Source organism: Streptomyces sp. PT12 (assembly GCF_003311645.1).
Classification (GTDB): Bacteria; Actinomycetota; Actinomycetes; order Streptomycetales; family Streptomycetaceae; genus Streptomyces.
The window spans coordinates 103,735-128,365 of sequence record NZ_QEST01000048.1; the positions used below are offsets into that span (position 1 = coordinate 103,735).

Genomic DNA, 24,631 nt, shown 5'->3' on the forward strand with positions numbered 1-24,631 from the left:
GAAAGGCACAGGTATGCCCTTCCACGCTAGCCAGAACGCCCCGGTTCGGCGCGGCGAGCGCGGGCGACGCCTCCCGCGCGGCCGCCCCCGCCGAGCCCCGCGCCCCCGGACCCCCGCGCCCCCGATCAGCCGCGCGCGCCCCGCCGCGTGGAGCCGCGTTCCACCAACGCCGGGGCGAAGCTGACCCGTTCATGACGGTGGCCGCCCCCGGGCGAGCGCAGCAGCAGGTCGGCCGCGGCGCGGCCGACGTCGTACGCGGGCTGGCGCACCGTCGTCAGCGCGGGCGACAGCTCGGCGGCGAAGTCGACGTCGTCGTAGCCGACCACGCCGATGTCGTCGGGGACGGCGACGCCGTGCTCGCGCAGCCCCCGGTACACCCCGAGCGCCGCCGCGTCGTTGCCGCAGATCACCGCGTCGGGGCGGGGGGTCAGGGCCAGGATCCTGGGGATGGCCTCCGCCGCGACGCCCGCGGCGGTCGTCGCCCGCACCGCGATCTCGGTGACCCGCGCGCCGGGGTCGAGCCCGGCCTCGGCGAACGCCGCCCGCACGCCCGCGAGGCGCTCGGCGAGGGAGCGCAGCGGCGGGCCGCAGCGCACGAACGCCACCTCGCGCTGCCCCGCGGCCAGCAGATGGCGGGCGGCCAGCGCGCCCCCCGCCGCGTCGTCCACCGTGACCGCGCACAACTCCGCGCCGTCGCCCGGGTGATCGAGCAGGACGACGGGGGTGCCACGCTGCCCCAGGCGGACCAGCTCGGGCAGCGACGCCGCCACCGGGCTGATGATCACCCCGCGCACGCCCTGTTCCTCCAGGAGCCGCAGATAGCGGGCCTCGCGCTCCCCGCGCATGTCGGTGCTGCACTGCACGAGGAGGCAGCCGTCCTCGGCGAGCCGGTCCTCGATGCCTCGGGCGACGGCCGCGAAGTGGGCGTTGGAGGTGTCGAGCAGGACGCAGCCGACCACCGGGCTGGGCGCGCCGCGCAGGCGGCGGGCGGCGCCGTTGCGCACATAGCCGACGCGTTCCATGGCGTCCCTGACCCGGCCCCGGGTGGCGGAGGCGACGAGCTGGGGGTTGTTGAGCACGTTGCTGACGGTGGACATGGACACCCCGGCCAGCTCGGCGACCTGGCGGATCCCGGCGCGCCGCCCGGCGGCGCGGGGCGGGGCGTCTCCCGCTGGCAGCGCATCTCCCGACGTCACGGCCGCAGCCTAACGCCAGGGCGCCCGCGCCCCGCCCGGCCGGGAAGCCACACGACCGACCGCGGCCGAACGGGCCCGACGGCCGAACGGGCCCGACGGCCGAACGGCCCGGCCCGGCGCACGCGGCCAAACGGCCCCGCCCCGCATGCGCCCCCGCGCGCCCCGCCCCATCATCGGGAGAACCGAACGACCCGGGAGCGCCCCGGGTGCAACTCGGGAGCGACCTGGAGGAAACGGGCATGGGCGTGCGCACCTGGATCCAGGACTGGCCCGTCTACCGGCAGCTGACGGGCAACGACCCGCTGGGCCGGGGCGCGGCGGCCGAGTCGCGGCGCACCGCGGCGCTGCGCCCCCGCACCGACACCGCCGACCGGGTGGTGGGCTCGATCTGCCCCTACTGCGCGGTGGGCTGCGGCCAGCGGGTCTATGTCAAGGACGAGCGGGTCGTGCAGATCGAGGGCGACCCCGACTCCCCGGTCAGCCGCGGCAGGCTCTGCCCCAAGGGCTCGGCGACGCTCCAGATGACCACGGGCGACGCCCGCGCCCACCAGGTCCTCTACCGCCGCCCGCACGGCACCGAGTGGGAGCCGCTCGACCTGGACACCGCCATGGACATGGTCGCCGACCGGGTCGTCGCCACGCGCCGCGCGACATGGCAGTGGGAGGTGAACGGCGCGCGCGTCGCCCGCACGCTGGGCATCGCGAGCCTGGGCGGCGCGGTCCTCGACAACGAGGAGAACTACCTGATCAAGAAGCTGTTCACGGGCCTCGGCATCATCCAGATCGAGAACCAGGCCCGCGTGTGCCACAGCTCCACGGTCGCCGGGCTCGGCACGTCGTTCGGGCGCGGCGGCGCGACGACGTTCATGCAGGACCTCCAGAACGCCGACTGCGTCGTCATCCAGGGCTCCAACTTCGCCGAGGCGCACCCCGTCGGCTTCCAGTGGGTCATGGAGGCCAAGGCCCGCGGCGCCACGATCGTGCACGTCGACCCGCGCTTCACCCGCACCAGCGCGCTCGCCGACCTGCACGTCCCGATCCGCGCGGGCAGCGACATCGCGTTCCTCGGCGGGCTGATCAACCATGTGCTGACGCACGGCAAGGAGTTCCGCGAGTACGTCGTCGCGTACACCAACGCGGCCACGATCGTGAACGACGACTTCCGCGACACCGAGGACCTCGCTGGCGTCTTCTCCGGGCTCGACCCCGAGAAGGGTCACTACGACCCGGCGAGCTGGCAGTACCGGGGCGCCGCGATCCGCTCGCTCGCGGGCAGCCCCGACCCCGCGCGCAACGAGGCGCTGGACCGCATCGCCCTCGAACACAGCGCCGCAGGCTCGGAGTCCCATGGCTCGGGCGGCCAGGACGTTCCCCCGCGCACCAAGCGCGACGAGACGCTCGAGCACCCGCGCTGCGTCTTCCAGCTCCTCAAGCGCCACTACGCCAGGTACACCCCCGAGCTGGTCGAGGAGGTGTGCGGCGTGCCGCGCGAGACGTTCGCCCGGGTCTGCGACGCGCTGACGGCCAACTCGGGCCCCGACCGCACCAGCGCGTTCGCCTACGCCGTCGGCTGGACGCAGCACACCGTCGGCGCCCAGTACATCCGCGCCGCGTGCGTCCTCCAGCTGCTGCTCGGCAACATCGGCCGCCCCGGCGGCGGCATCCAGGCGCTGCGCGGCCACGCGAGCATCCAGGGGTCGAGCGACATCCCCACGCTGTTCAACCTGCTGCCCGGCTACCTCCCCATGCCGCACGCGGGCGCGCACGGGAACCTCGACGCGTTCGTCGACGCCGTGCGCACCCGCAAGGGCTACTGGGCCGACATGCGCGCCTACATGGTGAGCCTCCTCAAGGCGTACTACGGCGCCGCGGCCACCGCGGAGAACGACTACTGCTTCGGCCACCTCCCCCGCCTCACCGGCTCGCACAGCACCTACGACACCGTGATGGCCCAGCTCGACGGCGCGTGCAAGGGCTACTTCCTGCTGGGCGAGAACCCCGCCGTCGGGTCGGCCAACGCCCGCCTCCAGCGCCTCGGGATGGCCCACCTCGACTGGCTCGTGGTGCGCGACTTCTCGCTCATCGAGTCCGCGACGTGGTGGCGCGACGGGCCCGAGATCGAGACCGGCGAGATGGTCACCGAGGACATCGCGACCGAGGTGTTCTTCTTCCCCGCCGCCGCGCACACCGAGAAGTCGGGGTCGTTCACCAACACCAACCGCTGGCTCCAGTGGCACCACGCCGCCGTCGAGCCCGAGGGCGACGCGCGCAGCGAGCTGTGGTTCACCTACCACCTCGGCCGCCGCATCAGGCAGAAGCTCGCGGGCTCCGACGACCCGGCCGACCGCATCTTCCTCGACCTCGCCTGGGACTACCCGGTGGAGGGGCCGCTCGACGAGCCGATCGCCGCCGCCGTGCTCGCCGAGATCAACGGGCGGGGCCCCGATGGCGCCCCGCTGTCGGCGTACACGCAGCTGCGGGACGACGGCTCGACGAGCTGCGGCTGCTGGATCTACTGCGGCGTCTTCGCCGACGGCGTCAACCAGGCCGCCCGCCGCAGGCCCCACACCGAGCAGGACTGGGTCGCCGCCGAGTGGGCCTGGGCCTGGCCAGCCAACCGCCGCGTCCTCTACAACCGCGCCTCGGCCGCCCCCGACGGCACCCCGTGGAGCGAGCGCAAGGCGTATGTGTGGTGGGACAAGGCGCGGCGGCGCTGGACCGGCCACGACGTTCCCGACTTCCCGCCTGGCCTCGCCCCCGACCATGTGCCGGGCCGCAGGGCCAAGGGCGTGGCGGCGCTGCGCGGCGACGACGCATTCATCATGCAGGGCGACGGCAAGGGCTGGCTCTACGCCCCCGCGGGCCTGGTCGACGGGCCCATGCCGACGCACTACGAGCCGCAGGACTCGCCGTTCCCCAACGCCCTCCACCCCGAGCACCCGAGGTCACCCGTGCGGCTGACGTTTCCGAGGGCGGGCAACGAGTACCACCCGGCCGGTGGCGCGCGCGGCAGCTCCGTCTACCCCTATGTCGTCACCACCTACCGCCTCACCGAGCACTTCACGGCCGGGGCGATGAGCCGCTGGCAGCCGTATCTCGCCGAGCTGCAACCGGAGTTCTTCTGCGAGGTCTCCCCCGAGCTCGCTGCCGAGCGCGGCCTCGAGCACACCGGCTGGGCCACCGTCATCACCGCGCGCAGCGCCATCGAGGCGCGCGTGCTCGTCACCCCGCGCGTTCCGCCGCTGCGCGCCGGGGGGCGCACGGTGCACCAGATCGGGCTGCCGTTTCACTGGGGCCCCAACGGCTACACCACGGGGGACGCGGCCAACGAGCTCGCCGCGATCGTCCTCGACCCCAACGTCCACATCCAGGAGGTCAAGGCGCTCTCCGCGGACATCCGCCCGGGGCGCCGCCCGCGCGGCCCGGCGCTGCGCGCGCTGGTCGCGGACTACCGGCGGCGCGCCGGGTCCACCGCACACACGGGCCAGGAGGTCTGAGCCATGGCCACACACGAGCCGACGAGCGAGCCCCTGCCCCTGTCGCCGTCCTCCCGGCCCCACCTGCTGCACGGGCCCGAGCCCGCCGTGGCCGCCGACGCCGGGCACGACAACCCGCCGCCACGCATGGGCTTCTTCACCGACACCTCCGTGTGCATCGGCTGCAAGGCGTGCGAGGTGGCCTGCAAGGAGTGGAACGCCATCCCCGAGGACGGCCTCGACCTCACCGGCATGAGCTACGACAACACCGCGGCGCTCGGCGCCTCGACGTGGCGGCACGTGGCGTTCATCGAGCAGGCCAAGCCGCTCGGCGGCCAGGAGGCGCACCTGGGCGAGGCGCCCGGCGCGCCGTCCGACCTGCGCTGGCTCATGGCCTCCGACGTGTGCAAGCACTGCACGCACGCGGCGTGCCTCGACGTCTGCCCGACCGGCTCGCTCTTCCGCACCGAGTTCGGCACGGTGGTGGTGCAGGAGGACATCTGCAACGGCTGCGGATACTGCGTGCCCGCCTGCCCGTTCGGGGTGATCGAGCAGCGCCAGGGCGACGGCCGCGCCTGGAAGTGCACCCTGTGCTACGACCGGCTCGGCGCGGGCCAGGAGCCCGCGTGCGCGAAGGCGTGCCCGACCGACTCGATCCAGTTCGGCCCGCTCGACGAGCTGAGGGAACGGGCCGCCGCGCGCGTCGAGCGGCTGCACGAGACGGGCGTGCCCGACGCGCGCCTCTACGGCGAAGAGCCGGGGGACGGGATCGGCGGCGCGGGCGCGTTCTTCCTGCTGCTCGACGAGCCCGAGGTGTACGGGCTGCCCCCCGACCCCCAGGTCACCACGCGCGACCTGCCCGCGATGTGGCGCAGGGCGTCGGTCGCGGCGCTCGCGCTGCTCGGGGGTCTGGCGGCGGTGTTCGCGGGCTCGGGCACGGGACGGAGCGGGCGAGCGCCCCGAGGATCGAACGGGAGGACGCGGTGAGCGAGAACAGGGTGACCCGCGACGGGCTGCGGGGCGAACGCCAGGGGCGCGACGCGACGTTCGGCAACGGCGTGTTCGGGGCGGGGCAACCCGGCGGCGGACACCGGAAACGGCGGCGGCGCGGCGAGGAACTGGCCGTGCCCCCCGCCGACTTCACCTCCTACTACGGGCGCCCGGTGATCAAGGCCCCCGCGTGGGCGCCCGCCGACATCGCGGGCTATCTCTTCCTCGGCGGCCTCGCGGGCGCGGGCTCGGTGCTCGCCGCGGGCGCCGCGGCCACCGGACGGCCCGCCACCGCACGGGCGATGAAGGTGAGTTCGCTCGGCGCGATCACCCTGTCCACCGCGGCGCTCGTCCATGACCTGGGCAGGCCGGGCCGCTTCCACCACATGCTGCGCGTCGTCAAGCCCACCTCGCCCATGAGCGTGGGCTCCTGGCTGCTCGCCGCCTATGGCCCGATGGCCGGGGCCGCCGCCGCGTCCGACGTGACCGGGCTGCTGCCCCGCGCCGGGCGCGCCGCCACCCGGGGCGCCGCGCTGCTCGGCCCCGGGATCGCCGCGTACACCGGCGTGCTGCTCGCCGACACCGCCGTGCCCGCGTGGCACGACGCCCACCGCACCCTGCCGTTCCTCTTCGCCGCCTCGGCCGCGGCCGCCGCCTCGGGCATGGCGCTGGCCACGGGGCCCGTCGCCGAGAACGGCCCGGCCCGGCGCGCCGCCGTGCTGGGCGCCGCGGCCGAACTCGCCCTCACCCGCGCCGTGCACCGCCGCGCCGGGCTGGCCGGGGAGACCTATGGGCACGGCGCGGCGGGCCGACTCCTGCGCGCGGCCAAGGCGTTGGGCTGGGCGGGCGCCGCGGGCGCGGCGCTGCTAGGCCGCCACAGGGCGCCCGCGGCGCTGAGCGGGGCCGCGCTGCTCGCCGCGTCGGCGTGCACGCGCTTCGGGGTGTTCAGGGCGGGCATCGCCTCGGCGCACGACCCGAAGTACACCATCGCGCCCCAGCGCGAACGGCTCTCGGAGGGCGCGGGGTAACGCCCCTCACTCCGCGGGTGTCTCGGTCGTCAGCGGCACCTCGCCGATGGTCTCGCCCGCCTCGATGATCACGAGCGTGTCGTCCCTGATCTCGTAGCGCGTCGTCGGCGGGTCCTCGGCGACAAAGCCGAACCCCGTCTCCGTCGCGGCCAGGGGCTCACCCGGCTCCCCGCCGTCGGGCGTCTCGACATACCACAGCGCGCCGTCGGCGTCCCGGCAGAGCACGACCGACCCCGACACCACGCGGTAGGACGCGACGAGTTGAGCGCTCTCGGGCCACGGCGCCCACAGCCGCCGAGCCACCGCGTCGGGGCAGGGGCCTGAGGGCGTCGCGGAGGCGCCGAGGGTCGGCTCGCCGCCCTCGCCCGAGCCGTCCCCGCCGTCGAACAGGCCGAGCGACACCGCGCCGCCGGTGACAAGCCCCGCGATCAGGAACAGTGCCACCAGGCGGCCACGCCACGGCGCACGCTCACGGCGCGGGGCGTACGTCGGGCGCGGGGCGGGGGGCGTGGGCTCCGGCGCGAAGAGGTCATCGGGCGCGAAGCGCAGATCCTCGGGCGCCCCGCAGCGCACGCAGTCGCCGCCGTCGCGTGCGTTGTGCGTGCCGCACAGCTCACAGATCCAGGCGGGCGAGGGTCCCGGCTCGAACTCCCTGGCCTCGGGCCGCGCGGCGACGGGCGCGATCCACACCGGCTCGGGCTCGAACGGCTCGGGCGAGGGCTCTTGGGGGCGCCGCGCCGCGCAGATGTCGCAGCTGTCCGCCTCGGCGCCGTTGTACGTGTCGCACTCCCCGCACCGCCACGTCGCCCCCGGCACCGCGCGCTCAGCCCACCCGCCGCGCCGAACGCGCCAGCACCGACGCGTACAGCGCCTCGGTCAGCGGCGCCACGGGCGAGAGGTCCCACTCCGGGTCGTCCCCCGGTATCCGTGCCCCCGGCAGCAGCACATCGACCGCGCCCACGCCGTGCCGCCGCGCGCACAGCTCCACGAACTCCTTCACGCGCGGGGCGCGTTCGGCCCCGATCACCACCCTGATCAGCACATGCCCCTCGGCGGGCGCGCCCCGTGGCACGCACCGGAACACCATGTGCAGCCGCCCGTCCTCCGGGTGCGGCCTGACCAGGATCGCGGCGCAGCGCCCCGCGAAGCCCTCCCCCGACCCGGGCCACGCGAACCGCAGCCCCTCCTCGTCGACGGTCAGCGAGACGCCGTCGCCCTCCAGCATCACAGGCTATTCGCGATCGTCTCGATGATCTCGTCCATCTCGAACTCCTCAAGCCCCTCGCCCGCCCGCGAGGGGAAGTGCAGCGTGAGGTCCCACTCCTCGCCGATGGTCTCCGCCCAGGGCTCCTCCTCGGGTGCGAACAGCACGAGGCGCTTGGCCGACTGCTCCATCACCGCCGTCTGGCTGCGCGCGTACCCCCACTGCTCGAACAGATCGTCCATCGTGCGCGGAATGCCCCGCGGATAGCTCTGCGCGGCCACGCCCACCGTGCCGAGCGGGTGCGCGGGCGCGTCCGTGAACAGCACGATCACATGGCGCCGCCGGTCGAGCCCCTTCTCCCAGGGCGAGTTCACGGCGAGAGCCAGCGCCTCCAGGCCCGACTCGGGGACGTCACCGCCGCCGCCCGCCTCGATCCCGCTCACAAAGGCCGCGAACTCCTCGGCCTGCTCCGGCAGGTGGAGGAACGGCGTCTGCTCGATCGCGCTGTCGGGGTCGTCGCCGAAGTCCCTGAACGCGATCACCCGCAGCCGCAGCTGGCTAATCTCCTTGCCCTTCCGGCCCATCACCCCGGCGAGACGCAGGTGGAACTGGAGGGCGCTGCGCTTCACCGCGTCGATCACCGGGTACATGCTGCCGGTCGCGTCGACGCACAGGACGATGTCCACGGCGTACCGCAGATTGCCCCGGTACCTCTCGAGCTCGGCGCTCACCGCGCCCTCCCTTCGGTCATGGCGTCGTTCGTTGGCGTCGTTCGTTGGCGTCGTTCGTTGGCGTCGGTCATGGAACGGCCCCGCCGCCCCTCGGCGTGAAGCGCACCCGGGACCGCCTCGGCGCCTGGGCGGCATCCTCGCGCGCGGACCCGGGAGGGGTCCCGGGCGGGGTCCCGGCCCCGGCGCCCGAGAAGCGCACGCGGCTCGCCCGGGGCGCGCTCGCCCTGGGCGCGCTCGCGCGGAGCGCGCCCAGGGCGCACACCTCAGGGTCGCGCAGCACCGCGAGAAACCGCTCGACCGAGGGGCGCGCGCCCGGATCCCACGCCGTCAGATCCCGTACGAGCGCCGCCAGCTCGTCCGAGAGCCGCGCGTCGAGCGCCAGCGCCTCCCCGGCGTTGACCGCGTCCGCGGGCGACCCGTACCGCTCGTCATGGCCGGGCAGCGCGCCCGTCACCATCAGATGGGCCATCAGCCCCAGCGCGAACAGGTCGACGGCGGTGGTCAGATCGGGCTCGTCGACCAGCTCGTCGCCCTGGACGTAACGCCGCCACTCCGGCGCCCCGTACAGCGAGTCCCCGGCGATCGCGTCCCTGCCGGGCGGCCTGCCGGACACATAGGAGTCGTCGAAGTCGATCAGCTTGGCCGTGTGGTACGTCGCGCCGGGGCGCCGCTGCACCAGCACGTTGGCGGGCTTGAGGTCGCCGTGCACGACGTCGATGTCGTGCAGCAGCTTGAGGCTGCTGCCCAGCGTGCGCAGCAGCACGGCCCGGTGCGCGGGCTCGAGCGCGTGCGGCTCGGCGAGGCTGTCGGTGTCGATCCGCTCGGTCACCTTGTAGTAGCTGCTGCGCTCATGGAAGAAGTCGGTCGCCAGCACGAGGTTCCCGGCCCCGCGCGCGTCGGGGCGCAACCGGCGCATGATGCCGCGGTGGCGCTCCTCGAACTCTCGGCACGCCGCCATGCGGATCCGCACGCTCGGCGTATCGGGGGACGCGCCGGCGCGCGGCCGCTTCGGCTCGAGGAAGCGCTTGAGGAAGAACTCCCTGCCGCCCTTCTCGGCGAACGCCCACACGCACTTGCCGCCCCCCGCGTTGGTCGGCTCGCTGACCAGGAGGTACCCGTTGATGACATCCCCCCGCTTCACCGCGCCCCCGCCTCCCGCACGGGCGGCATGTGCCGCTCGTACCCCGCCCGATAGGACCGCCACGCCGCGTCCTGCCAGCCGCGCGAGGCCACCTCGGGCCCCTCGCCGCCGTAGCGCGCCCGCACCGCGTCATGGCGCGGCCCGAACGCGCGGCGCAGCGCGGCGAAGTCCCCGAACCCCGGCGCCGCCAGCGCGAGCGTCGCGTCGTCCGCCGTGTACGCGCCGACCTCGTCGCGCAACAGCCGCGCCCACCCGGCGAGATCGCCCGCGGCGGCCAGGGTCCGCAGCAGCACCCACTCGAACCGCGCGGGCGTTTCCAGATAGCCGAAGAAGCCGTCCGTGGCGCACAGCAGGACGCACGGCAGCGGGAACGTCCACGCGTGCGCGTCCACGGTGAACGGGCGGTCCGCGCACACGACGTTGGTCATCGCGGGGTCGGCGCGCAGCTGCTCCAACGCGTCGTCCAGGTGCGTGTGGTCGCGCGTCAGCGCGTGCAGCCCGCTGGCGGGGAGCAGGGCGTACGCGCGCGAGTCGCCCGCCCACAGCGCCTGCCCCGCGACCGCGTCCCCGGTCAGCCGGTAGGCCAGGCCCGCCACGGTGGTGGGCAGCACGCGGCGCATCGAGCCGGTGATCCTGCCGCGCATGCGCGGGCGCGCGGCATCGAGCTGGCGCCGTAGCTCCTCCGCGAGCGCCGCCGCCGCGCCCCCATGCAACGGCCCGTCGGGGCCCGCGCGTTCGACCGCCTCGCGGAACCAGCACTCGGTCGCCAGACGCGCCACCCGCGCGCCCACCCATGCGCCGGTGTACGACTCGCCGCCGGGGGCGCGCCACGCGGGCGCGGCGCCCGCGCCCCCCGCGCCGTCGAACACCGCGATCACGCCCCCGCGGCTGCCCCTGTGGTGCGCGGCCAGCGCCTCCGCGTCCTCGCCGCGCCCCGCGACCCGCTCGGTCCACACGGTGAGCCCCGCGACCTGCGCGCCGCCCCCTGACACCCACACGCCGGGCGGCGGCGCCCCGGCCCGCTCGGCGGCGAAAAGCATCCCCACTCCCCCTCAGGTCGCGGCCCCTCGAAGAAGTATTCCCCCCGCCATCGACGGCTGTCGAGAACGGGCCCTTCCCCTCAAGGCCCCTCAGGACCCGCGGCGTAGCGCGCCCGTTGACGGCCCCGACGGGGAGTCGATAGCGTTTTGTCATAACTCAGGCGCTTTGACTGAGTTGACCTTGAACGGGGTTGACGTTGAACGGGGTTGACCTTGAACGGGGTTGACCTTGAACGGGGTTGACATTGAACGGAGCTGACGCCGTGTCCCTCCCCCTCGGCCGAAGAGCCCTGGTCCTCGGCGCCGCGAGCGCGGCGGGCGCCACCGTCCTGACGGGCGGGCCCGCCTCGGCCGCGCCCGCCGCCGCGCGCCCCGCCAGGGGCCGCGTCCACGAGTCGACCGTGTTCACGGCGGGCGAGGACGGCCTCGCGGTGTTCCATGTCTTCGGCCTGGCCGTCACGGCGCGCGGCACCGTGCTCGCGTTCGCCGAGGGCCGCGTCACGCAGCACGACGCCGACCCCCACCACCTGGTCTGCCGCCGCAGCCGGGACGGGGGCAGAAGCTGGGGCGCGCTCGAGTACGTCGTCCGCTCCGACGGCACCCGCTCGTTCGTCAACCCCACCCCGCTCCCGGACGGCGGCACCGGGCGGCTCTTCCTCTTCTACGCCGAGGGCTTCAGGAACGACGGCAGCACCGGCGGCTCGCCCGACCGCTCCCGCCTCCACGTCATCGCGAGCGACGACGACGGGCGCGCCTGGTCCGAACCGACCGAGCTAACCGGCCTGTTCGACGGCAACCCCCACGGCTGGACCCTGCACATGCCGGGCCCGGGCCATGGCATCAGGCTGGCCGACGGGCGCCTGATGCTCCAGACGTGGCACCGCAGGGCCATGACGTTCCCCGTCGCCCAGCGGCGGTACGGCGTCTGCGTCGTGCACAGCGACGACCACGGCCGCACATGGCGGCAGGGCGGCGCGGTCCCGCTCGACGCCGCCTACCCGGTCAACGAGTCGCGGCTGCTCCAGCGCCCCGACGGCTCGCTCGCGCTGCTCGGCCGCTATGCCTCGGGCGGCACCCACCCGCGGATCGTCTCGGTGAGCGGCGACCGCGGCGCCACGTGGTCGGCTCCCGTGCTCGACGCCGCCGTTCGCCCGGTCAACGCCGTGGACACCGGCCTCGCGCGCATCACCGGAGGCCCCGGCAGCGACCGTGCCAGCCGCGTCGTCTTCACGCGCCCCGACTCGACCGAGCGGCGCAACCTCACGATCTCCCTCTCCTACGACGACGGCATGACCTTCCCGCACAGCCGCGTCATCACCGAGGGCCCGGCCTCCTACTCCGACGCGGTCGCGCTGCCCGACGGGCGCGTCGGCGTCCTCTTCGGCCGTGACCACGCCGACGGCGTCTCGACCAGCTTCTCCGGCAGGGTCGCGTTCGCCGCCATCGACCTCGACTGGCTCGACGCCGCCGAGCCGTCAGGGTTCGACCTGGACGCGATGCCGCTGCGCGCGGGCGGCGGCGGCGCGCTGCGGATCGTCGCCGACGCCAACGCCGCGGGCGGCAGCCGCCCCGAGCTGGCCGCGACCGACTACGGCGCGTTCGCCGAAGCGCTCGTCGAGGTGGAACGCAGCGGCCCGCACGACGTGTACGCGCGGTTTCGGCACCTGCCCGACGGCGGCACCGTCACGGTCACGGTCGACGGCGAGAGGGTCGGCGGCCCGGTCAACACCGCGGCGCGCGGCGTCCGTTCGTTCACCACCCGGCTCCTGGGCCGCGCCGACCTCTCCAGGGGCCGCCGTCGGGTGCGGTTCACGGTGACCGACAAGCACACCGACGCGACGGGCCTGACGATCAGCCCCGACCTCCTGACGCTCGTCCCCGCCCGCGAGTGACGCGTTCGGGATGGTGGGATGGCGGGGTGAACACCTCCCCGTGGGCCCGCCTCGCCCTGCTGGCCCTGCTGCTCGCGGCCACCGCGGGCGCCGTTCTCGCCCTGGGGCGGCCGACGGGCGCGGCGCCGTACTTCATCGCCCTCTACGCCCTGTGCACCCTGGTGTTCGTCCCCAAGCCCGCCCTGACCGCCGCCGCGGGGGCCCTGTTCGGCGCGGGCCACGGCCTGGCCGTCGCGGTGACCGGCACCCTGCTCGGCGCGCTGCTCGCGTTCGCCGCGGGGCGCCTGCTCGGGCGCGACGCGCTCCGGCCGCTGCTGCGCCGGTTCCGGCCGCTCGCCTCGCTGGACCGGCGCCTGACGGGGCGCCCGTTCACCAGCGTCCTGACCCTGCGGGTGCTGCCGGTCATGCCGTTCACCGCGGTCAACCTGACCGCGGCGTTCTCCGGCACCCCCTGGCTCCCCTACGCGACGGCCACCCTCGTCGGCACCCTCCCGGCCAACGTCGCCTACACCCTCGCGGGCGCGACGGCGACCAACCCCGCGTCCCCCGCCCTGTGGGCCCCCGCCGCGGCACTGCTGCTGCTCCTCGGCACGGCCGCCGCGATCCGCCGCCGCCGAGCACAGGCCGCCATGGCGGCACCGCGGCCCTGAGGGCGCCCGGCAACGGGGGCAACCCCATGGGAGAAACGGTTTCGACCGGGGGAGAGCGGTCCATGCTCTCGGATGCGGGATCCGGCGGTCGACCGTCACGGCGCACGCGCGGTGCACGGAGTGGGCCGTGCACCGCAGGCTCGCGCCGGACGGGATGACGATCTCCGCCTCATGACTGCCGCCTGCCCGCAGTGCCGAAGCTCGGAAACTCGCGGCTGGGGAGGGCGTGGATTGCTGTCACCACGGGCATGGGAAGTGATCGCCCGTCAGGGCGAGAAGAGATCGTTCGCGGCGGGGGCACCGATGCTGCGACAGGGAACACCGGGCTCGTACCTGCTGGCGTTGACCTTCGGGCTGGCGAAGGTGGTACAGCACCGATCGGACGGAATCCCCCTGTGGCTGGCCTTCCGCGGGCCCGGGGAACTGCTCGGCGAGGTCTCGGTGCTCAGCAAGCGACAGGAGCCGCGCAGCGCTGACGTCATCGCCGTGACCAGGTGCGAGACCCGGGTACTCGACGCGGCGCGGTTCAGGCGATTCGTCGCCGAGCACGGTCTCGGCGACGACCTGTTACAGCAGGCGATGGACCGGACCCGCGAATCGGACGAGTACCGAGCCGAATTGATCACGCTGTCCATGACCGTACGGCTCGCACGAACCCTCCTGCGCCTGTCCGCCCTGGCCAGGTCCCGGCAGTTGACCGGACTGACACAGGAGGAGCTCGCCCAAGCCGTCGGCGGCTCCCGCAACGGCGTCGCCGAAGGACTGCAACGACTGCGCAACGCGCGGGCCGTCGAGACCGCGCGCAAGGTGATCACGATCGTCGACATCGACACGCTCCGTGAGCTGGCCGGTTATGGCAATGATCCCGCGCCTCCCCGGAGCAGCCGCTGAAGAGCCGCATGCACCGCCGCCCGGCCGCGCCCCCTCTGCGCCGACGGCCATGGCACCGGGCGTGGGTGTGAGGGCCCTCACCGCCCCAGCGCCCACTGATGGGCACAACTCTCCGTGATCTGCGGCAAGGATCGGCGACACCCGAAACCACCCGATCCTCGCGAGAGGCACGACCGTCATGTTCACCTCCGTTCCCGATCCCAACGCCGAGAGCCGTCCACTGCCGGGCTACCGAGCCCTGCTCGCCGTCGACGCAAAGGACTTCACCGGCTTGGTCGCCGTCCAGCACTCGGCGGTCAGCGCCCTGATCCCCGAGCTCGTCGACCGAGCACTCGTCGCGGCGGGGCTGACCGACCTCAAGGACGCCAAGAGCTTCCCCGCCAACACCGGCGACGGCATCGTCTTCGGCTTCGCCCCCGCATACCTGCCGTTCGTCGTCCACCCGTTCCTGAGGACACTCGACGGTGTCCTCGGCGAGCACAACGCCCAGCGCATCGCCCCGCGCCTGCGGCTCCGCGCCAGCGTGCACGTCGGGCCGCTGCCCGAGGCCGACGGCAACGGCACCGTGCGCAACGACACCCACCGGCTCCTCGACTCCCGCCCGGTCAAGGCGATCCTCGCCACCCCAGGCAGTGAGCGGACGACGCACCTGGCGGCGATCCTGTCCCACCGGGTCTACGAGGACGCGATCCTCGGCGGCTACACAGGGCTGGGGCCCGACCACTTCATCGAGGTCCCGGCCACGGTCGAGGGGAAGCACTACGCCCAACGGGCCTGGCTCCACATCCCCTCCCCGTCCGGCCAGCTCCTGCGCAACGGAGTCATCACCGCCATCGAGGACAGCGGCGCCAGCCGGAGCGAGCCTGGCCCGACCACGCCGGAGGGGCACGAGCCGCAACGAAACGCCATGCCCCCGACCCAGCACGTCGAACAGGGAAACGCCATCGTGGGCAATGTCTCCGGCAACATCTCGGGCACCTTCGGCACGCCGGAGTCCCACCGGTGAGCGACGAGCCCAGGACCGAACAAGGCGACGTTCAACAGCGTGTGGAGCAAGGTGCCGCCGTCGCGGGCGCGGTGAACGGCGACATCAACTTCTTCGCCGCCCCCGATGCGTTCGCCGCCTCCGAGAAAGTGGTCAAGCCCCGCTTCCGCGAAGGCCCGTATCCGGCCGAGGACGTGGACGAGCGGCTGCGAACCTTCGTCGAGCCCCCCTCCTCCGCGTTCGGTCGCGAGGTACTGCGGCGGCGGCACGTGCTGCTGCTCCTCGGCGCCCCCCGCACCGGCGCCAGCACCGCCGCCTTCGCACTGCTGCGCGAACGGTGCGGCGACGGCGGGCGCATCATCGGGCTGGACCCGAGCCGTGCCCTGGCCGACCTCAAGCCCAGGGACACGAGCGGCTATCTGATCCGCGCGCTGCCCGAAGAGGCCGCCGACGCGCTGACAGACGTCGCACTCACGGCGCTGCGGGAGCGACTGGAGAACGTCGACGCCCACCTGATCATTGTTGTCGATCCCACGCAGAGGCTGTCCCCCACGACGGCCCGCTGGCAGGTCCGACACGAACCGCCGCCCCCGGCGGAAGTGGCCCACGCCCACCTGCGCGCCATGGGCCTGTCCGAAGAACAGCTCTCCGTTGCCGACGCCCACTTGGGCGATCCACAGGTCAAGTCCTACCTTGAGACCAGCCAAGAGCCGGCCGTGGGCACCGAGGTGGCCGAGGAGTTGCGCCATATCGCCCTCGGCGTCCGGGAGTTGCACGAGGCTCTCGGCAACCTCACACGTACCGCCGCGGACCACGCCACGGCGACGCTGCGGGCGGTGCGTGGCGACGTGGCCGCGCTGGCCCTCACCACCTCGATCGCCCTGCTTGAGCACCAGGACCGAACCGTGATCGCCCGCTGCGCCGCCGAGCTGCGCCCCCTGCTCGCGCCCACTCCCGCCGAAACTCCGCCGGGCGACCGGGAGCAGGAGAGGACACGGACGACGGAGGCGGACGTGCTGGGCGACGACTTCGCCACCCGCCTGCGCAAGGTCAACGCCCACCCGCTCCCCCGCGTCGTCGACAACGGCAGCCGATACTGGTACCGCTACTGGGTCGAGCCCGTCGCGTTCCAGCGCCGGCACCAGGCCGATGCCATCCTCACGCGGCTGTGGTTGGACCACGAGGGCATCGCCGACGCCGTACTGACCTGGTTGCGGGACGACTCCACGCGTTACTCCCCCGGCCTCGACTACACGGTCGGCCTCTCCATCGGCCGAGTGCTGCGCCACGGCACGGGGCCCGACGTGCTGCGGCAGCTCCGCCCGCTGGCCGAGTCACCCGAGCGGTGGCGGCGCCGACTGGTGGCCTACGCGCTGAACGAAGCCGCTCAGGACGGGGTGCTGGCGGGCGCCGTCCGCGACGAGTTGTGGGAGTGGAGTCGTCTCCGCGATGAGCACCTGCGCGCAACCGTGGCCGAGACGTGTGCCGGCGGCTTCGGCCTGGTCAGGCCGGATCGGACCCTGCGCATGCTGGACCGCGTGCTCAACAGCGCTGACCGGCCACACGTACGCAAGGCCGTCTCTTCCGCCCTGGCCGTCCTGCTCCTTGAGGTGGCGAACGCCGGACGTGTACTCGACGCCTTCACCGGGTGGATCGCCCAACCGGAAGGCAGCGGGCAACGGGCCTACGCGCTGCGCGCCGTTCCCGAACTGATCGACAGCTTCCTGCAACTGGACACCGACGACCCGGGGCCGCTGCTGCCCTTGGTGCGCAGGTCCCTGGACGATGCCCAGGCCCGCGATGCGGTCATGGGCGTGCTCCTGAGCGCCGAGCACTCACCCAACGCGGGCACTCGGCTCCGCGCCACGGCTCTCATCACCCTGCTCGCCGCCACCGCGGGCGGGCAGCGCGGCGTCCGCGCCCTCCTCATCGCCCGCGTCCGCCGCGACGCCCAGTCCGACAAGCTCACAGAAGGGACCGTCGCATGAGCACGCCCCTGGTGGAACCGCTGCACAGGTCACCGTTCCGCTCCGTACTACAGCTGCGCATGGCCCCCCACACCCGGCCTCAGCAAGCACTGGTGCTCGTCGCCCAGGACGGGGCGGCCCTGGTCGGCGTTCCGAGCGGGACATGGCACGACCACCCGCGCCCCGGGCTGCTGCGGGTGTTGGGCAGCACGTTCCCGCAGTCCGGCTGGGTTTCGCTCGCAGAGCGGCACGACTGGGTGGATGTCGCGGCGCCACGCGGCGGAGCGGTACCGCAGCCCGCGGTGCGGTACTCGGTGAGTTGGCAGGTGAGCGACCCGGTCACGGTGGTCCGCGGCAACGTCACCACGGAGGGGGTCCCCGCGTGGATCGCCCAGCACATCGCGCAGAACGGTATGGGTTCCGGCGGTCTGCACGTGGTGCCCGACGCGGGCATCGTCTACCGCGTCCTTCAGCAGCCGGCGACCGACCCGACCGGGGCGAGCGCGGCGCCACCGCTGCCGTTCTCCTGGGACAGCGGCACGCTCAACGCCTACCAGTTCTTCCGCGAACTCATCAGTGAGGATCCACGCGGCCTGGCAGCACTGTGGCTGCTGCACCACCCGCAGGACGCCAAGGACGTGTTGGAGTGGACCGTGGCCAACCGACAGCTCCTGCTGCCCCAAGGGGCCGCGGAGGACCGCGAGCCAGAACCCGACGGATGGGAACGGTCATTGGCCGTCGCGCTGCGAGACCTGTCCCCGCACGACCGCGCCTTCGTCGGGGTCAACATGGCCAGGCTGCTGAACGATCTCGGCATCCCGGAAGCACAGGACGCCCTTGACCGGCTCGAAAGCCACTAGGAACAACGACGGACCACTGCGCCCACCCCAGGTCTCGCACGACAACGTCGTGCGAGACCTGGGCCGATATCGGAGCCACCTGAGAGGTCAGCCGGAAGCTGTCAGGTCAAATGAGACGGTATGAAGCTATGAGTTCTGTTTCTGGGGTTCTGTCTCAGGTCGGGGCTCGTTGATCCAGACGGCCGTGGGCAGCGTCGGTGGCTGGGGTTGGCGGCCGAAGCGTTCGGGATGCGCCGCATACGCCTGGGCGAGGGTGACGGCCCGTTGCTGGCGCACCAGGTCGGCGGTGCCGAAGTGGACGCTGGCCGGGGTATGCGGGCCGATCGCCGAGTGCCGGTGCTCGTGGTTGTAGCAGGTGAGTAAACCGTCGCACCAGTCGCGGGCGTGCTGCGGGGAGCCGAACCGGTCGGGGAAGTCGCCGCTGTACTTGATGGTCTTGAAGTGGGCCTCGCTGTAGGGATTGTCGTTGGAGGTTTTCGGCCGTGAGTGGGAGCGGGTGACGCCGAGATCGGTCAGCAGCTGGGCGACCGGCTTGGAGGTCATGGAGGTGCCCCGGCCGGCGTGCACGGTGTGCGGCACGACGCCGTTGGTCTCGATCGCGGTGCGGATCAACTCCTCGGCGATCAGGCTGTCTTCGCGTGCGGCGACCGTCCAGCCGACGACGTAGCGGCTGTAGATGTCGATCAGGACATAGAGGTGGTACCAGTCGCCCTTGCCCGGCCCGCGCAGCTTCGTGATGTCCCACGACCACACCTGCGAGGGGCCGTCGGCGACCAGCTCCGGCTTGACCTTCGCGGGGTGAGTGGCCTGGCGGCGGCGGTCGCCGCTCTGTCCGGCGGCCCGCAGGATCCGGTACATCGTCGAAGGCGAGCACCAGTAGGTGCCGGCGTCCAGCTCCCGGGCCCACACCTGGGCGGGCGGCAGCTCGGCGTACTCCGGCCGGTTCAACAGCTCGATTACTGCGGCCCGTTCGGCGTCCGACAGGGCCGACGGGGAGCCGGACGCGGTTTCGGCTCCCTGGCCGGGCGGGGCTTCAGGCGCCGGTAGTGCGTCGCCCGGGAGCGGCCGGTCAGCCGGCAGGCCGTCACGGTGCCCAGATGCGCCTGGAGGCCGATGAACGGCTCGTCCACGACCGGGTCGGCGGCGTCGCTCAGTCCGCGCTCTCGGCAAGCAGTTCCAAGAGCGCGGAAGCTCTTCCCATGACCTGAAGTGCGGCATCGCGCTTGGCCAGGTCCTTCTCCAGCCGGGCGATTCTCTTGCGCAGCCGTTCCAGCTCGGCGGTTTCCGCGGCTTTCTTCGGTCGGTGCCACGTCACCCCCAGAGGTATCCGTCCAGATCGACACCTGGGAATGCTCTGCGGAGCTTTCGCCCGGCTGCGGCGCGGGTTGGCGCGACGACTGGTCCCTCGCGCCTGAGTCACCTCCCGATGTCGCGCATTCCGATGCCCCAACTCTGGTGTGTCCCGGCGTCGCTGGTAGCAAGCTGGTCGGCAGAAGTACCCCGGACCATCCGGAGCCCGCCCGGGGAGCCTCCCGCCCCGGCCGAGCACCATGTGTCCGTTTCTGTGCCAGGCGCGGTCATTCGGCGTTATGGTGCATCGACACAACGTGAGGGCGTGGGTAACGCCGCAGCAGCCTGGAGGGGCCGCATGCGCGAAATGATCAAGGGCGCGAACATCGCTCTGAGAGACCTGAGCGAGACCGTCGGGGGTGTACTCGTCCGCCTGACCTGGAGCAGCGACTCCGGTGACGGTGACGCGGACGCCTCCGTTCTCCTGCTGAACGCATCCGGCAAGGTGCGCAGTGACGCCGACTTCTTCTTCTACAACAACCCCGACGCGCCGGACGGCAGCGTCCAGCTCCTCGGCAAGACCCCAGCCGCCGACGGGAACGAAGACCGGATCAGCCTCGACCTCTCGGCCATACCGCCGGACGTCGAACGTGTGGCGATCGCGGCCAGCAGGTACGGCGGCGCCAGGTTCGGTGACTTACACGATCTGCGCCTGACCCTCTCCGACGCCGCCGGAGAGGAATTGCTCGGGTTCAGCATCGACGACGCGGGGCCCGAGAGCGCGTTCGTCTTCGGCGAGATATACCGGCGCGCCGGGGAATGGCGGTTCCGGGCCATCGGCCAAGGCTATGAAAGCGGACTCGCCGGTCTGGTGACGGACTTCGGTATCGACGTCGATGACGAGGGCGAGGACGACACCGCGGAGGACGACACCGCGGAGTCCGCTGCCGAAGTCCGGGAGCCCGAGCAGCCGCTCGTCGACGCGGTGCCAGCCCCGCCGCCGGTCTCCGAGCCGGTCGTGGTGGCAACGGTCCCGGTCCCGGCCCGGCGCCCCCGTACCGCGAGGAAGAAGGTGACCCTGCCCAAGGTCGCCAAGAAGTCGCTCGCGGAGCACGACTCCTGGAAACAGGCCAGGCTCTTCCCGGTCCCCTCGCTCAAGAACGACCGCGAGCGTGAGGCCCGCGCCACCTCCGTCCTGCTGTCCGTGATGGCCCAGGTGCCGGAATTCGGCCGTCGCCTCACCGCCGCCTTCGGCGCTCCGGCTGGCCGCATGGAGACCTTCACCGAGGTGTCACTGCCACACGGCGACGCTCCCAAACGCCCGGATGGCGTGATCCGCATCGAGCGGGCGGGCAAACTGTGGACCGCCCTCGTCGAAACGAAGACGAACGGCAATCCCCTCAAGCCCGAGCAGGTCCAGGACTACGTGGACATCGCCGCCCGCCGCGGCTACGAGGCGGTGATCACACTCTCCAATGATGTCGCGCTTGAGGGCAGTCCACTCGTCGAGATCAAGATTGACCGGCGCCGTAAGCACAAGGTGTCGCTCTGGCATCTGTCCTGGGCCGAAGTGACGCATCAGGCGCGGATGTTGATTCGCCACGAGGGCGTGGGCAATGCCGCACACGCCTGGGTTCTCCATGAGCTCCTGCACTACCTCGAGCACGGTAGCTCGGGGTGTCATGGCTTCCAGAACATGGGCCCCTCCTGGGTGCCGGTGCGCAACGCGATCGACGAGGAAACCCTCGGCCAGGGTGACCGGCGCGCGGTCGACGTCGTGGAGAGCTGGGAACGCCTGGTCCGGCAGGTGTGTCTCCGACTGGGGGGCGAGCTGGGCCAGAAGGTCCTGCCGGTGCAGCGCGGCAGGCGCACCGCCGATCCCGGCGCCCGCCGCGTCGCCCTCGCCGATCAGCTCTGCCGCGACGGCCGCCTCAACGCCGAACTCCGCATCGAGGGAACGCGCCGCGTGCTCGCCATCACCGCGGATCTGCGCACCGGCAAACTGCGCACATCCGTGGACGTCCCCGCGCCCGAGCAGGGCTACCCTCTCTCCTGGGCCAAGCGATTGCTCCGGCAGCTGAGCGACGCCCCGGCCGATGTGCACGTCGAGACGCTGGTCGAAGAGGGGACCGGACCACGCGGCACCCTCGAACGCCTGCGCCCGGAGCCGGCCGATCTGCTCCCGGGCGACGGAGCCCGGATCACCGGTTTCCGTCTGTCCCTCTTCAAGAGCATGGGCAATACCCGCGGCAACGCCGAGACCAGCTTCATCCGCAGTATCGACGAGGCCGTCGACCACTTCGTCAACGGCGTCGTCACTCCCCTGGAACGACGCCCGTCCCGCCGCTCGCAGCGCGCGGAGCAGGACCAGGCCAAGGACGCACTGGCGGGGGCGATATGAGCGAGTCGCGCGGCTTAACGGTCTCCCCGTGGAAGCGCTTCGGCCATGACCGCCTGTATGTGAACTCCCCGGCCGGTGAAAAGATCGCCTGGCTCGACCGGACCACCGGGCGGATCACGGTGCTCGTGGAGGAACAGCGCGAGGCCGCGTTGGACGCTCGCGCCCCCCGCGCCGTAGAGCTCCATGGCCGCGTCCGGGTCGGCGCCGAACGCGGCTCGTTGCGCGTCGTCGCCGCGCAGGCACGTCCCGAGGTGCACCGGCCAGCACAACGGATCGTCCAGGTAGGCGCTGCCGTCGGCCAGGGGGCCGCCCTCGTATCCGCGGATCGCCAGCACGTGGGGATTCAGCACGTGAGGATTCAGCATGTGAGGATGATGACACGGGGGACGGACATGGCTCCCGCCTCGATGCGCCATGCTGGGTTTCGCTGAACCTGGGTTTCGCTGAACCTGGGTTTCGCTGAACCTGGGTTTCGTTGAACACCGTCGCTCTCCCTGGGAGGTGTCCCCCATCGGCAAGCCGAGTGGATCAACGCTCGCCTCGTGGCTAAGCGGTCTGGACGGCGACCGGCTCGAGCGGGTCCTGGCGGCCCGCCCGGACGCGGTGCGCCCGCCCGAGCCGCGGTCGTTCGGCGAGCTGGCGGACCGTCTTCAGCGGCCGGGTTCTGTGGCTCCCGCGCTGGCCGGGCTCGCGCTGCCGCAGCTGCGGGTGGCCGAGGCGTTGGCGGCGCTCGGGCCCCTGTCCCGCGCCGCCCTGGCCGATCTGCTGGACGCGACCGGAGCCGAGCGCGCGCGTGGGCTGGACGCGGCGCTGGCTTCGTTGGCCGATCGCGCGTTGGTGTGGCCGGATCGCGAGGGGCTGTTGCGCATGGCGACGCCGTTGCGGCAGGCGTGGGAGCGGCCGTTGGGCCTCGACGCGCCGCTCGCGCGGCTGCTGGGGAACACGACGTCGGATGAGCTGCGCCGCATGCTGGCGGCCCTCGGCGTCCGGTCGCCCGGCACCACGAGGAAGCAGCGGCTGACCGCCCTGCTGGCGCACCACGGCGATCCCGAACGGGTCGCCGCGGCGGTCGCGGCGGCGCCCGAGGCCGCGCGGGAGCTGCTGCTGCGGCGGGCGCGTGAACAGCGTGAACAGGGTGAACGTCGCGTGGACCCGGCGTCGGGCGCCGGCGCGCGCTGGGCCCTTGAGCGGGGGCTGCTGGTCCAGGTCCCGCACGGGTACGGGCCCCCGCGCATGCCCGCGGAGGTGGCGCTGGCGCTGCGCGGGGCCGAGTGGCGCGCCGCGTTCGAGCCGACGCCGCCCGCCGTGCGCACGGTGGCCGTCACCGAGGCGGAGGTGGACCGGGAGGCCGCGGCCTCGGCGATGGCGTTCGCCGCCCACGCCGCGTCCGTCCTTGCGGTGTGCTCGGCCTCCCCGCCGACCCTGTTGAAGTCGGGTGGCGTCGGCGCGCGCGAGCTGGCCCGGGTCGGCAAGGCGGCGCTGTGCGACGTCGTCGTCGTACGCCTCGTCCTGGAAACGGCGTTCGCCGCCGGTTTTCTGGCCTGGAAGGACGGCCAGGTCGTGCCGACGGACGACTACGACGCCTGGGCGGAACGCGAGCCCGCGGAACGGCTCGCCCCGCTGCTCCGGGCATGGCGCACGCTGCCGTTGACCCCGTCCGAGGCGCGCGGCGAGGACGGCAAGGCGCTGCCCGCGCTCGCCGGGGCCCCACCCTGCGGCGGCTGTGCGAGCGCGCGGGACGGGCTCCTCACCGCGGTGGGGCACCTCCCTGCGGGTCAAGGGGCGGCGCGCTCCGAGGAGTTGGGCTCCTCGGTCGGCTGGTTCCGCCCGCTCGCCCATCAACTCCCCCAGGACACCACGCCGTTCGCCACCGTGATCCGCGAGGCCGAGCTGCTGGGCGTCATCGCCCGCGGCGCCCTGTCCCGCATCGGCGCGGCCGAGGGCGAAACGCTGGCCGCGGCCTGTCGGCTGCTGCTGCCCACCGCCACGGGAACGGCCCGCTTCGGCGCCGACCTCACCGCAGTCGTCACCGGTACACCGACCGCCCACCTGGCCGCGCTGCTCGACAGCGTCGCGGACCGGGAGGCGAGCGGCACGGCAACGGTGTGGCGGTTCGGCCCCGGCACCGTCCGGCGTGCCCTGGACGCGGGCCGCGCGGCGGACGCGATCGCGGCCGACCTGGCCGCCGTGGCCGTCGGCGCGCTCCCGCAGCCGTTGACGTACCTGATCGAGGACACCGCGCGCCGCCACGGCCGGGTGCGCGTCGCCTCCGCGGCCTGCGTGATCCATGGCGATGACCTCGCCCTCATCGCCGAGCTCGCCGCGCACCGCGCGTTCGCCGGGCTGGGCCTGCGGCCGCTGGCGCCGACCGTGCTGGTCGGGCGGACCCCGCCAGCCAAGGCCCTCGCCGCGCTGCGGGCCGCGGGCTACGCCCCCGTCGCCGAGGGCGCCGACGGAACGGTGCGCGTGGAACGCGTCCGCCCCCGCCGCGCCACCGTCCCGGGGGCGCGTTCCCGGGACGGCGGCGCCCGCGCCGCGCGGGCCTCGGCGACCGTCGACGTGGGCGCGGTGGCGGCCAGGCTGCGGTCCTCCCCGCCGGGCGCTCCCGACCCCGGCCCCGCGGCCAGGACCGACACCGAGGAGATCGTCGCCGCGCACGCCCGCTCGCTCTCCGTGGCCGACATCCGCCAACTGGCCCACGCGGTCGACGAGCAGGGGTCGGTCACCATCGACTACACGGCCGCCTCCGGCAGCCGCACCGTGCGCACGCTCAGCGAGCTCTCCCTGGACCCGCCGTTCCTGGAAGCCTGGTGCCACCTGCGCGACGCGGAACGCGTCTTCACCCTCTCCCGGATCCAGGGGGTGCTGCCGGGGTAGCGCGGACCCCGC

At 73.4% G+C, this 24,631-nt stretch carries 20 protein-coding genes; 11 read left to right on the top strand and 9 right to left on the bottom strand.

Annotated features, from left to right (window positions below; translation table 11 throughout):
* Positions 1-125 precede the first annotated feature (125 nt).
* Positions 126-1,196 carry a LacI family DNA-binding transcriptional regulator gene (locus DEH69_RS04950; RefSeq protein WP_220131186.1) on the bottom strand — a complete coding sequence of 357 codons (1,071 nt, stop codon included), beginning with the start codon at positions 1,194-1,196 and terminating at the stop codon, positions 126-128.
* 239 nt (positions 1,197-1,435) lie between these two features.
* Here DEH69_RS04950 and fdh point away from each other — a divergent pair, with 239 nt between their 5' ends.
* Genes fdh through nrfD form a run of 3 tightly spaced genes read left to right on the top strand, consistent with a single transcriptional unit; the run spans position 1,436 to position 6,690 of the window.
* Entirely contained in the window at positions 1,436-4,693 is a 3,258-nt protein-coding gene (gene fdh, locus DEH69_RS04955; RefSeq protein WP_113685641.1) for a formate dehydrogenase, read from the top strand.
* 3 nt (positions 4,694-4,696) lie between these two features.
* A complete protein-coding gene (locus DEH69_RS04960; RefSeq protein ID WP_113685642.1) occupies positions 4,697-5,659 on the top strand; it encodes a 4Fe-4S dicluster domain-containing protein in 963 nt (320 codons plus the stop codon).
* Positions 5,656-6,690, top strand: a complete 1,035-nt coding sequence (gene nrfD / locus DEH69_RS04965) for an NrfD/PsrC family molybdoenzyme membrane anchor subunit (protein ID WP_113685643.1) — start codon at positions 5,656-5,658, stop codon at positions 6,688-6,690. The genes DEH69_RS04960 and nrfD overlap by 4 nt, the downstream gene beginning before the upstream one ends.
* A 6-nt stretch (positions 6,691-6,696) precedes the next feature.
* Here the strand turns inward: nrfD and DEH69_RS04970 are convergent, their stop codons facing one another.
* The 5 genes from DEH69_RS04970 to DEH69_RS04990 form a co-directional block, all read right to left on the bottom strand.
* Positions 6,697-7,506, bottom strand: coding sequence for a zinc finger protein (locus tag DEH69_RS04970; protein WP_113685644.1), 810 nt, complete (start codon positions 7,504-7,506; stop codon positions 6,697-6,699).
* Between the two features lie 7 nt (positions 7,507-7,513).
* The gene (locus DEH69_RS04975; protein ID WP_113685645.1) at positions 7,514-7,915 is read right to left on the bottom strand and encodes a hypothetical protein; all 402 of its coding nucleotides are present in this window, start codon (positions 7,913-7,915) and stop codon (positions 7,514-7,516) included.
* Positions 7,915-8,625 (bottom strand): vWA domain-containing protein, encoded by a 711-nt coding sequence (locus tag DEH69_RS04980; protein WP_113685646.1) that lies wholly within the window; start codon positions 8,623-8,625, stop codon positions 7,915-7,917. Before DEH69_RS04980 ends, DEH69_RS04975 begins: the two co-directional genes overlap by 1 nt.
* Positions 8,626-8,692: 67 nt before the next feature.
* Positions 8,693-9,766, bottom strand: a complete 1,074-nt coding sequence (locus tag DEH69_RS04985; protein WP_113685647.1) for a protein kinase — start codon at positions 9,764-9,766, stop codon at positions 8,693-8,695.
* Positions 9,763-10,806, bottom strand: coding sequence for a protein phosphatase 2C domain-containing protein (locus DEH69_RS04990; protein ID WP_258534437.1), 1,044 nt, complete (start codon positions 10,804-10,806; stop codon positions 9,763-9,765). Before DEH69_RS04990 ends, DEH69_RS04985 begins: the two co-directional genes overlap by 4 nt.
* Before the next feature lie 263 nt (positions 10,807-11,069).
* On the opposite strand from DEH69_RS04990, the gene DEH69_RS04995 reads away from it, so the two are divergent.
* From DEH69_RS04995 to DEH69_RS05020, 6 genes are all read left to right on the top strand, one after another.
* Positions 11,070-12,698 carry an exo-alpha-sialidase gene (locus DEH69_RS04995; RefSeq protein ID WP_113685648.1) on the top strand — a complete coding sequence of 543 codons (1,629 nt, stop codon included), beginning with the start codon at positions 11,070-11,072 and terminating at the stop codon, positions 12,696-12,698.
* 26 nt (positions 12,699-12,724) lie between these two features.
* A complete protein-coding gene (locus tag DEH69_RS05000; protein ID WP_258534438.1) occupies positions 12,725-13,348 on the top strand; it encodes a TVP38/TMEM64 family protein in 624 nt (207 codons plus the stop codon).
* Positions 13,349-13,579: 231 nt separating this feature from the next.
* The gene (locus tag DEH69_RS05005) at positions 13,580-14,239 is read left to right on the top strand and encodes a Crp/Fnr family transcriptional regulator (protein ID WP_258534439.1); all 660 of its coding nucleotides are present in this window, start codon (positions 13,580-13,582) and stop codon (positions 14,237-14,239) included.
* A 178-nt stretch (positions 14,240-14,417) separates the two neighbouring features.
* The gene (locus DEH69_RS05010; RefSeq protein WP_113685651.1) at positions 14,418-15,245 is read left to right on the top strand and encodes a hypothetical protein; all 828 of its coding nucleotides are present in this window, start codon (positions 14,418-14,420) and stop codon (positions 15,243-15,245) included.
* Entirely contained in the window at positions 15,242-17,212 is a 1,971-nt protein-coding gene (locus tag DEH69_RS05015) for a hypothetical protein (RefSeq protein WP_113685652.1), read from the top strand. The genes DEH69_RS05010 and DEH69_RS05015 overlap by 4 nt, the downstream gene beginning before the upstream one ends.
* On the top strand, positions 17,209-18,051 hold the full coding sequence (locus DEH69_RS05020) for a hypothetical protein (protein ID WP_147255426.1): 843 nt from the start codon (positions 17,209-17,211) through the stop codon (positions 18,049-18,051). The genes DEH69_RS05015 and DEH69_RS05020 overlap by 4 nt, the downstream gene beginning before the upstream one ends.
* A gap of 126 nt (positions 18,052-18,177) precedes the next feature.
* Here DEH69_RS05020 and DEH69_RS05025 read toward each other — a convergent pair whose 3' ends face one another.
* Positions 18,178-18,999, bottom strand: a complete 822-nt coding sequence (locus DEH69_RS05025; protein WP_181727256.1) for a DDE-type integrase/transposase/recombinase — start codon at positions 18,997-18,999, stop codon at positions 18,178-18,180.
* Between the two features lie 202 nt (positions 19,000-19,201).
* A complete protein-coding gene (locus DEH69_RS31270) occupies positions 19,202-19,366 on the bottom strand; it encodes a hypothetical protein (RefSeq protein WP_181727257.1) in 165 nt (54 codons plus the stop codon).
* A 342-nt stretch (positions 19,367-19,708) separates the two neighbouring features.
* Between DEH69_RS31270 and DEH69_RS05030 the strand changes: the two genes are divergently transcribed.
* Complete coding sequence (locus DEH69_RS05030) at positions 19,709-21,742, top strand: TerD family protein (protein WP_113685655.1); 2,034 nt, start codon at positions 19,709-19,711, stop codon at positions 21,740-21,742.
* 14 nt (positions 21,743-21,756) lie between these two features.
* Here DEH69_RS05030 and DEH69_RS05035 read toward each other — a convergent pair whose 3' ends face one another.
* Complete coding sequence (locus tag DEH69_RS05035; protein ID WP_113685656.1) at positions 21,757-22,107, bottom strand: hypothetical protein; 351 nt, start codon at positions 22,105-22,107, stop codon at positions 21,757-21,759.
* A 136-nt stretch (positions 22,108-22,243) separates the two neighbouring features.
* On the opposite strand from DEH69_RS05035, the gene DEH69_RS05040 reads away from it, so the two are divergent.
* On the top strand, positions 22,244-24,619 hold the full coding sequence (locus tag DEH69_RS05040; RefSeq protein WP_258534440.1) for a helicase-associated domain-containing protein: 2,376 nt from the start codon (positions 22,244-22,246) through the stop codon (positions 24,617-24,619).
* Positions 24,620-24,631 lie beyond the last annotated feature (12 nt).

What these genes read in the sequence shown, in the direction of transcription:
- fdh (WP_113685641.1), top strand. Translation starts at nt 1,436, where the DNA reads ATGGGCGTGCGCACCTGGATCCAGGACTGGCCCGTCTACCGGCAGCTG.
- DEH69_RS04960 (WP_113685642.1), top strand. Translation starts at nt 4,697, where the DNA reads ATGGCCACACACGAGCCGACGAGCGAGCCCCTGCCCCTGTCGCCGTCC.
- DEH69_RS04975 (WP_113685645.1), bottom strand. Translation starts at nt 7,915, where the DNA reads ATGCTGGAGGGCGACGGCGTCTCGCTGACCGTCGACGAGGAGGGGCTG.
- DEH69_RS04990 (WP_258534437.1), bottom strand. Translation starts at nt 10,806, where the DNA reads ATGCTTTTCGCCGCCGAGCGGGCCGGGGCGCCGCCGCCCGGCGTGTGG.
- DEH69_RS05010 (WP_113685651.1), top strand. Translation starts at nt 14,418, where the DNA reads ATGTTCACCTCCGTTCCCGATCCCAACGCCGAGAGCCGTCCACTGCCG.
- DEH69_RS05020 (WP_147255426.1), top strand. Translation starts at nt 17,209, where the DNA reads ATGAGCACGCCCCTGGTGGAACCGCTGCACAGGTCACCGTTCCGCTCC.
- DEH69_RS05030 (WP_113685655.1), top strand. Translation starts at nt 19,709, where the DNA reads ATGATCAAGGGCGCGAACATCGCTCTGAGAGACCTGAGCGAGACCGTC.
- DEH69_RS05035 (WP_113685656.1), bottom strand. Translation starts at nt 22,107, where the DNA reads ATGCTGAATCCTCACGTGCTGAATCCCCACGTGCTGGCGATCCGCGGA.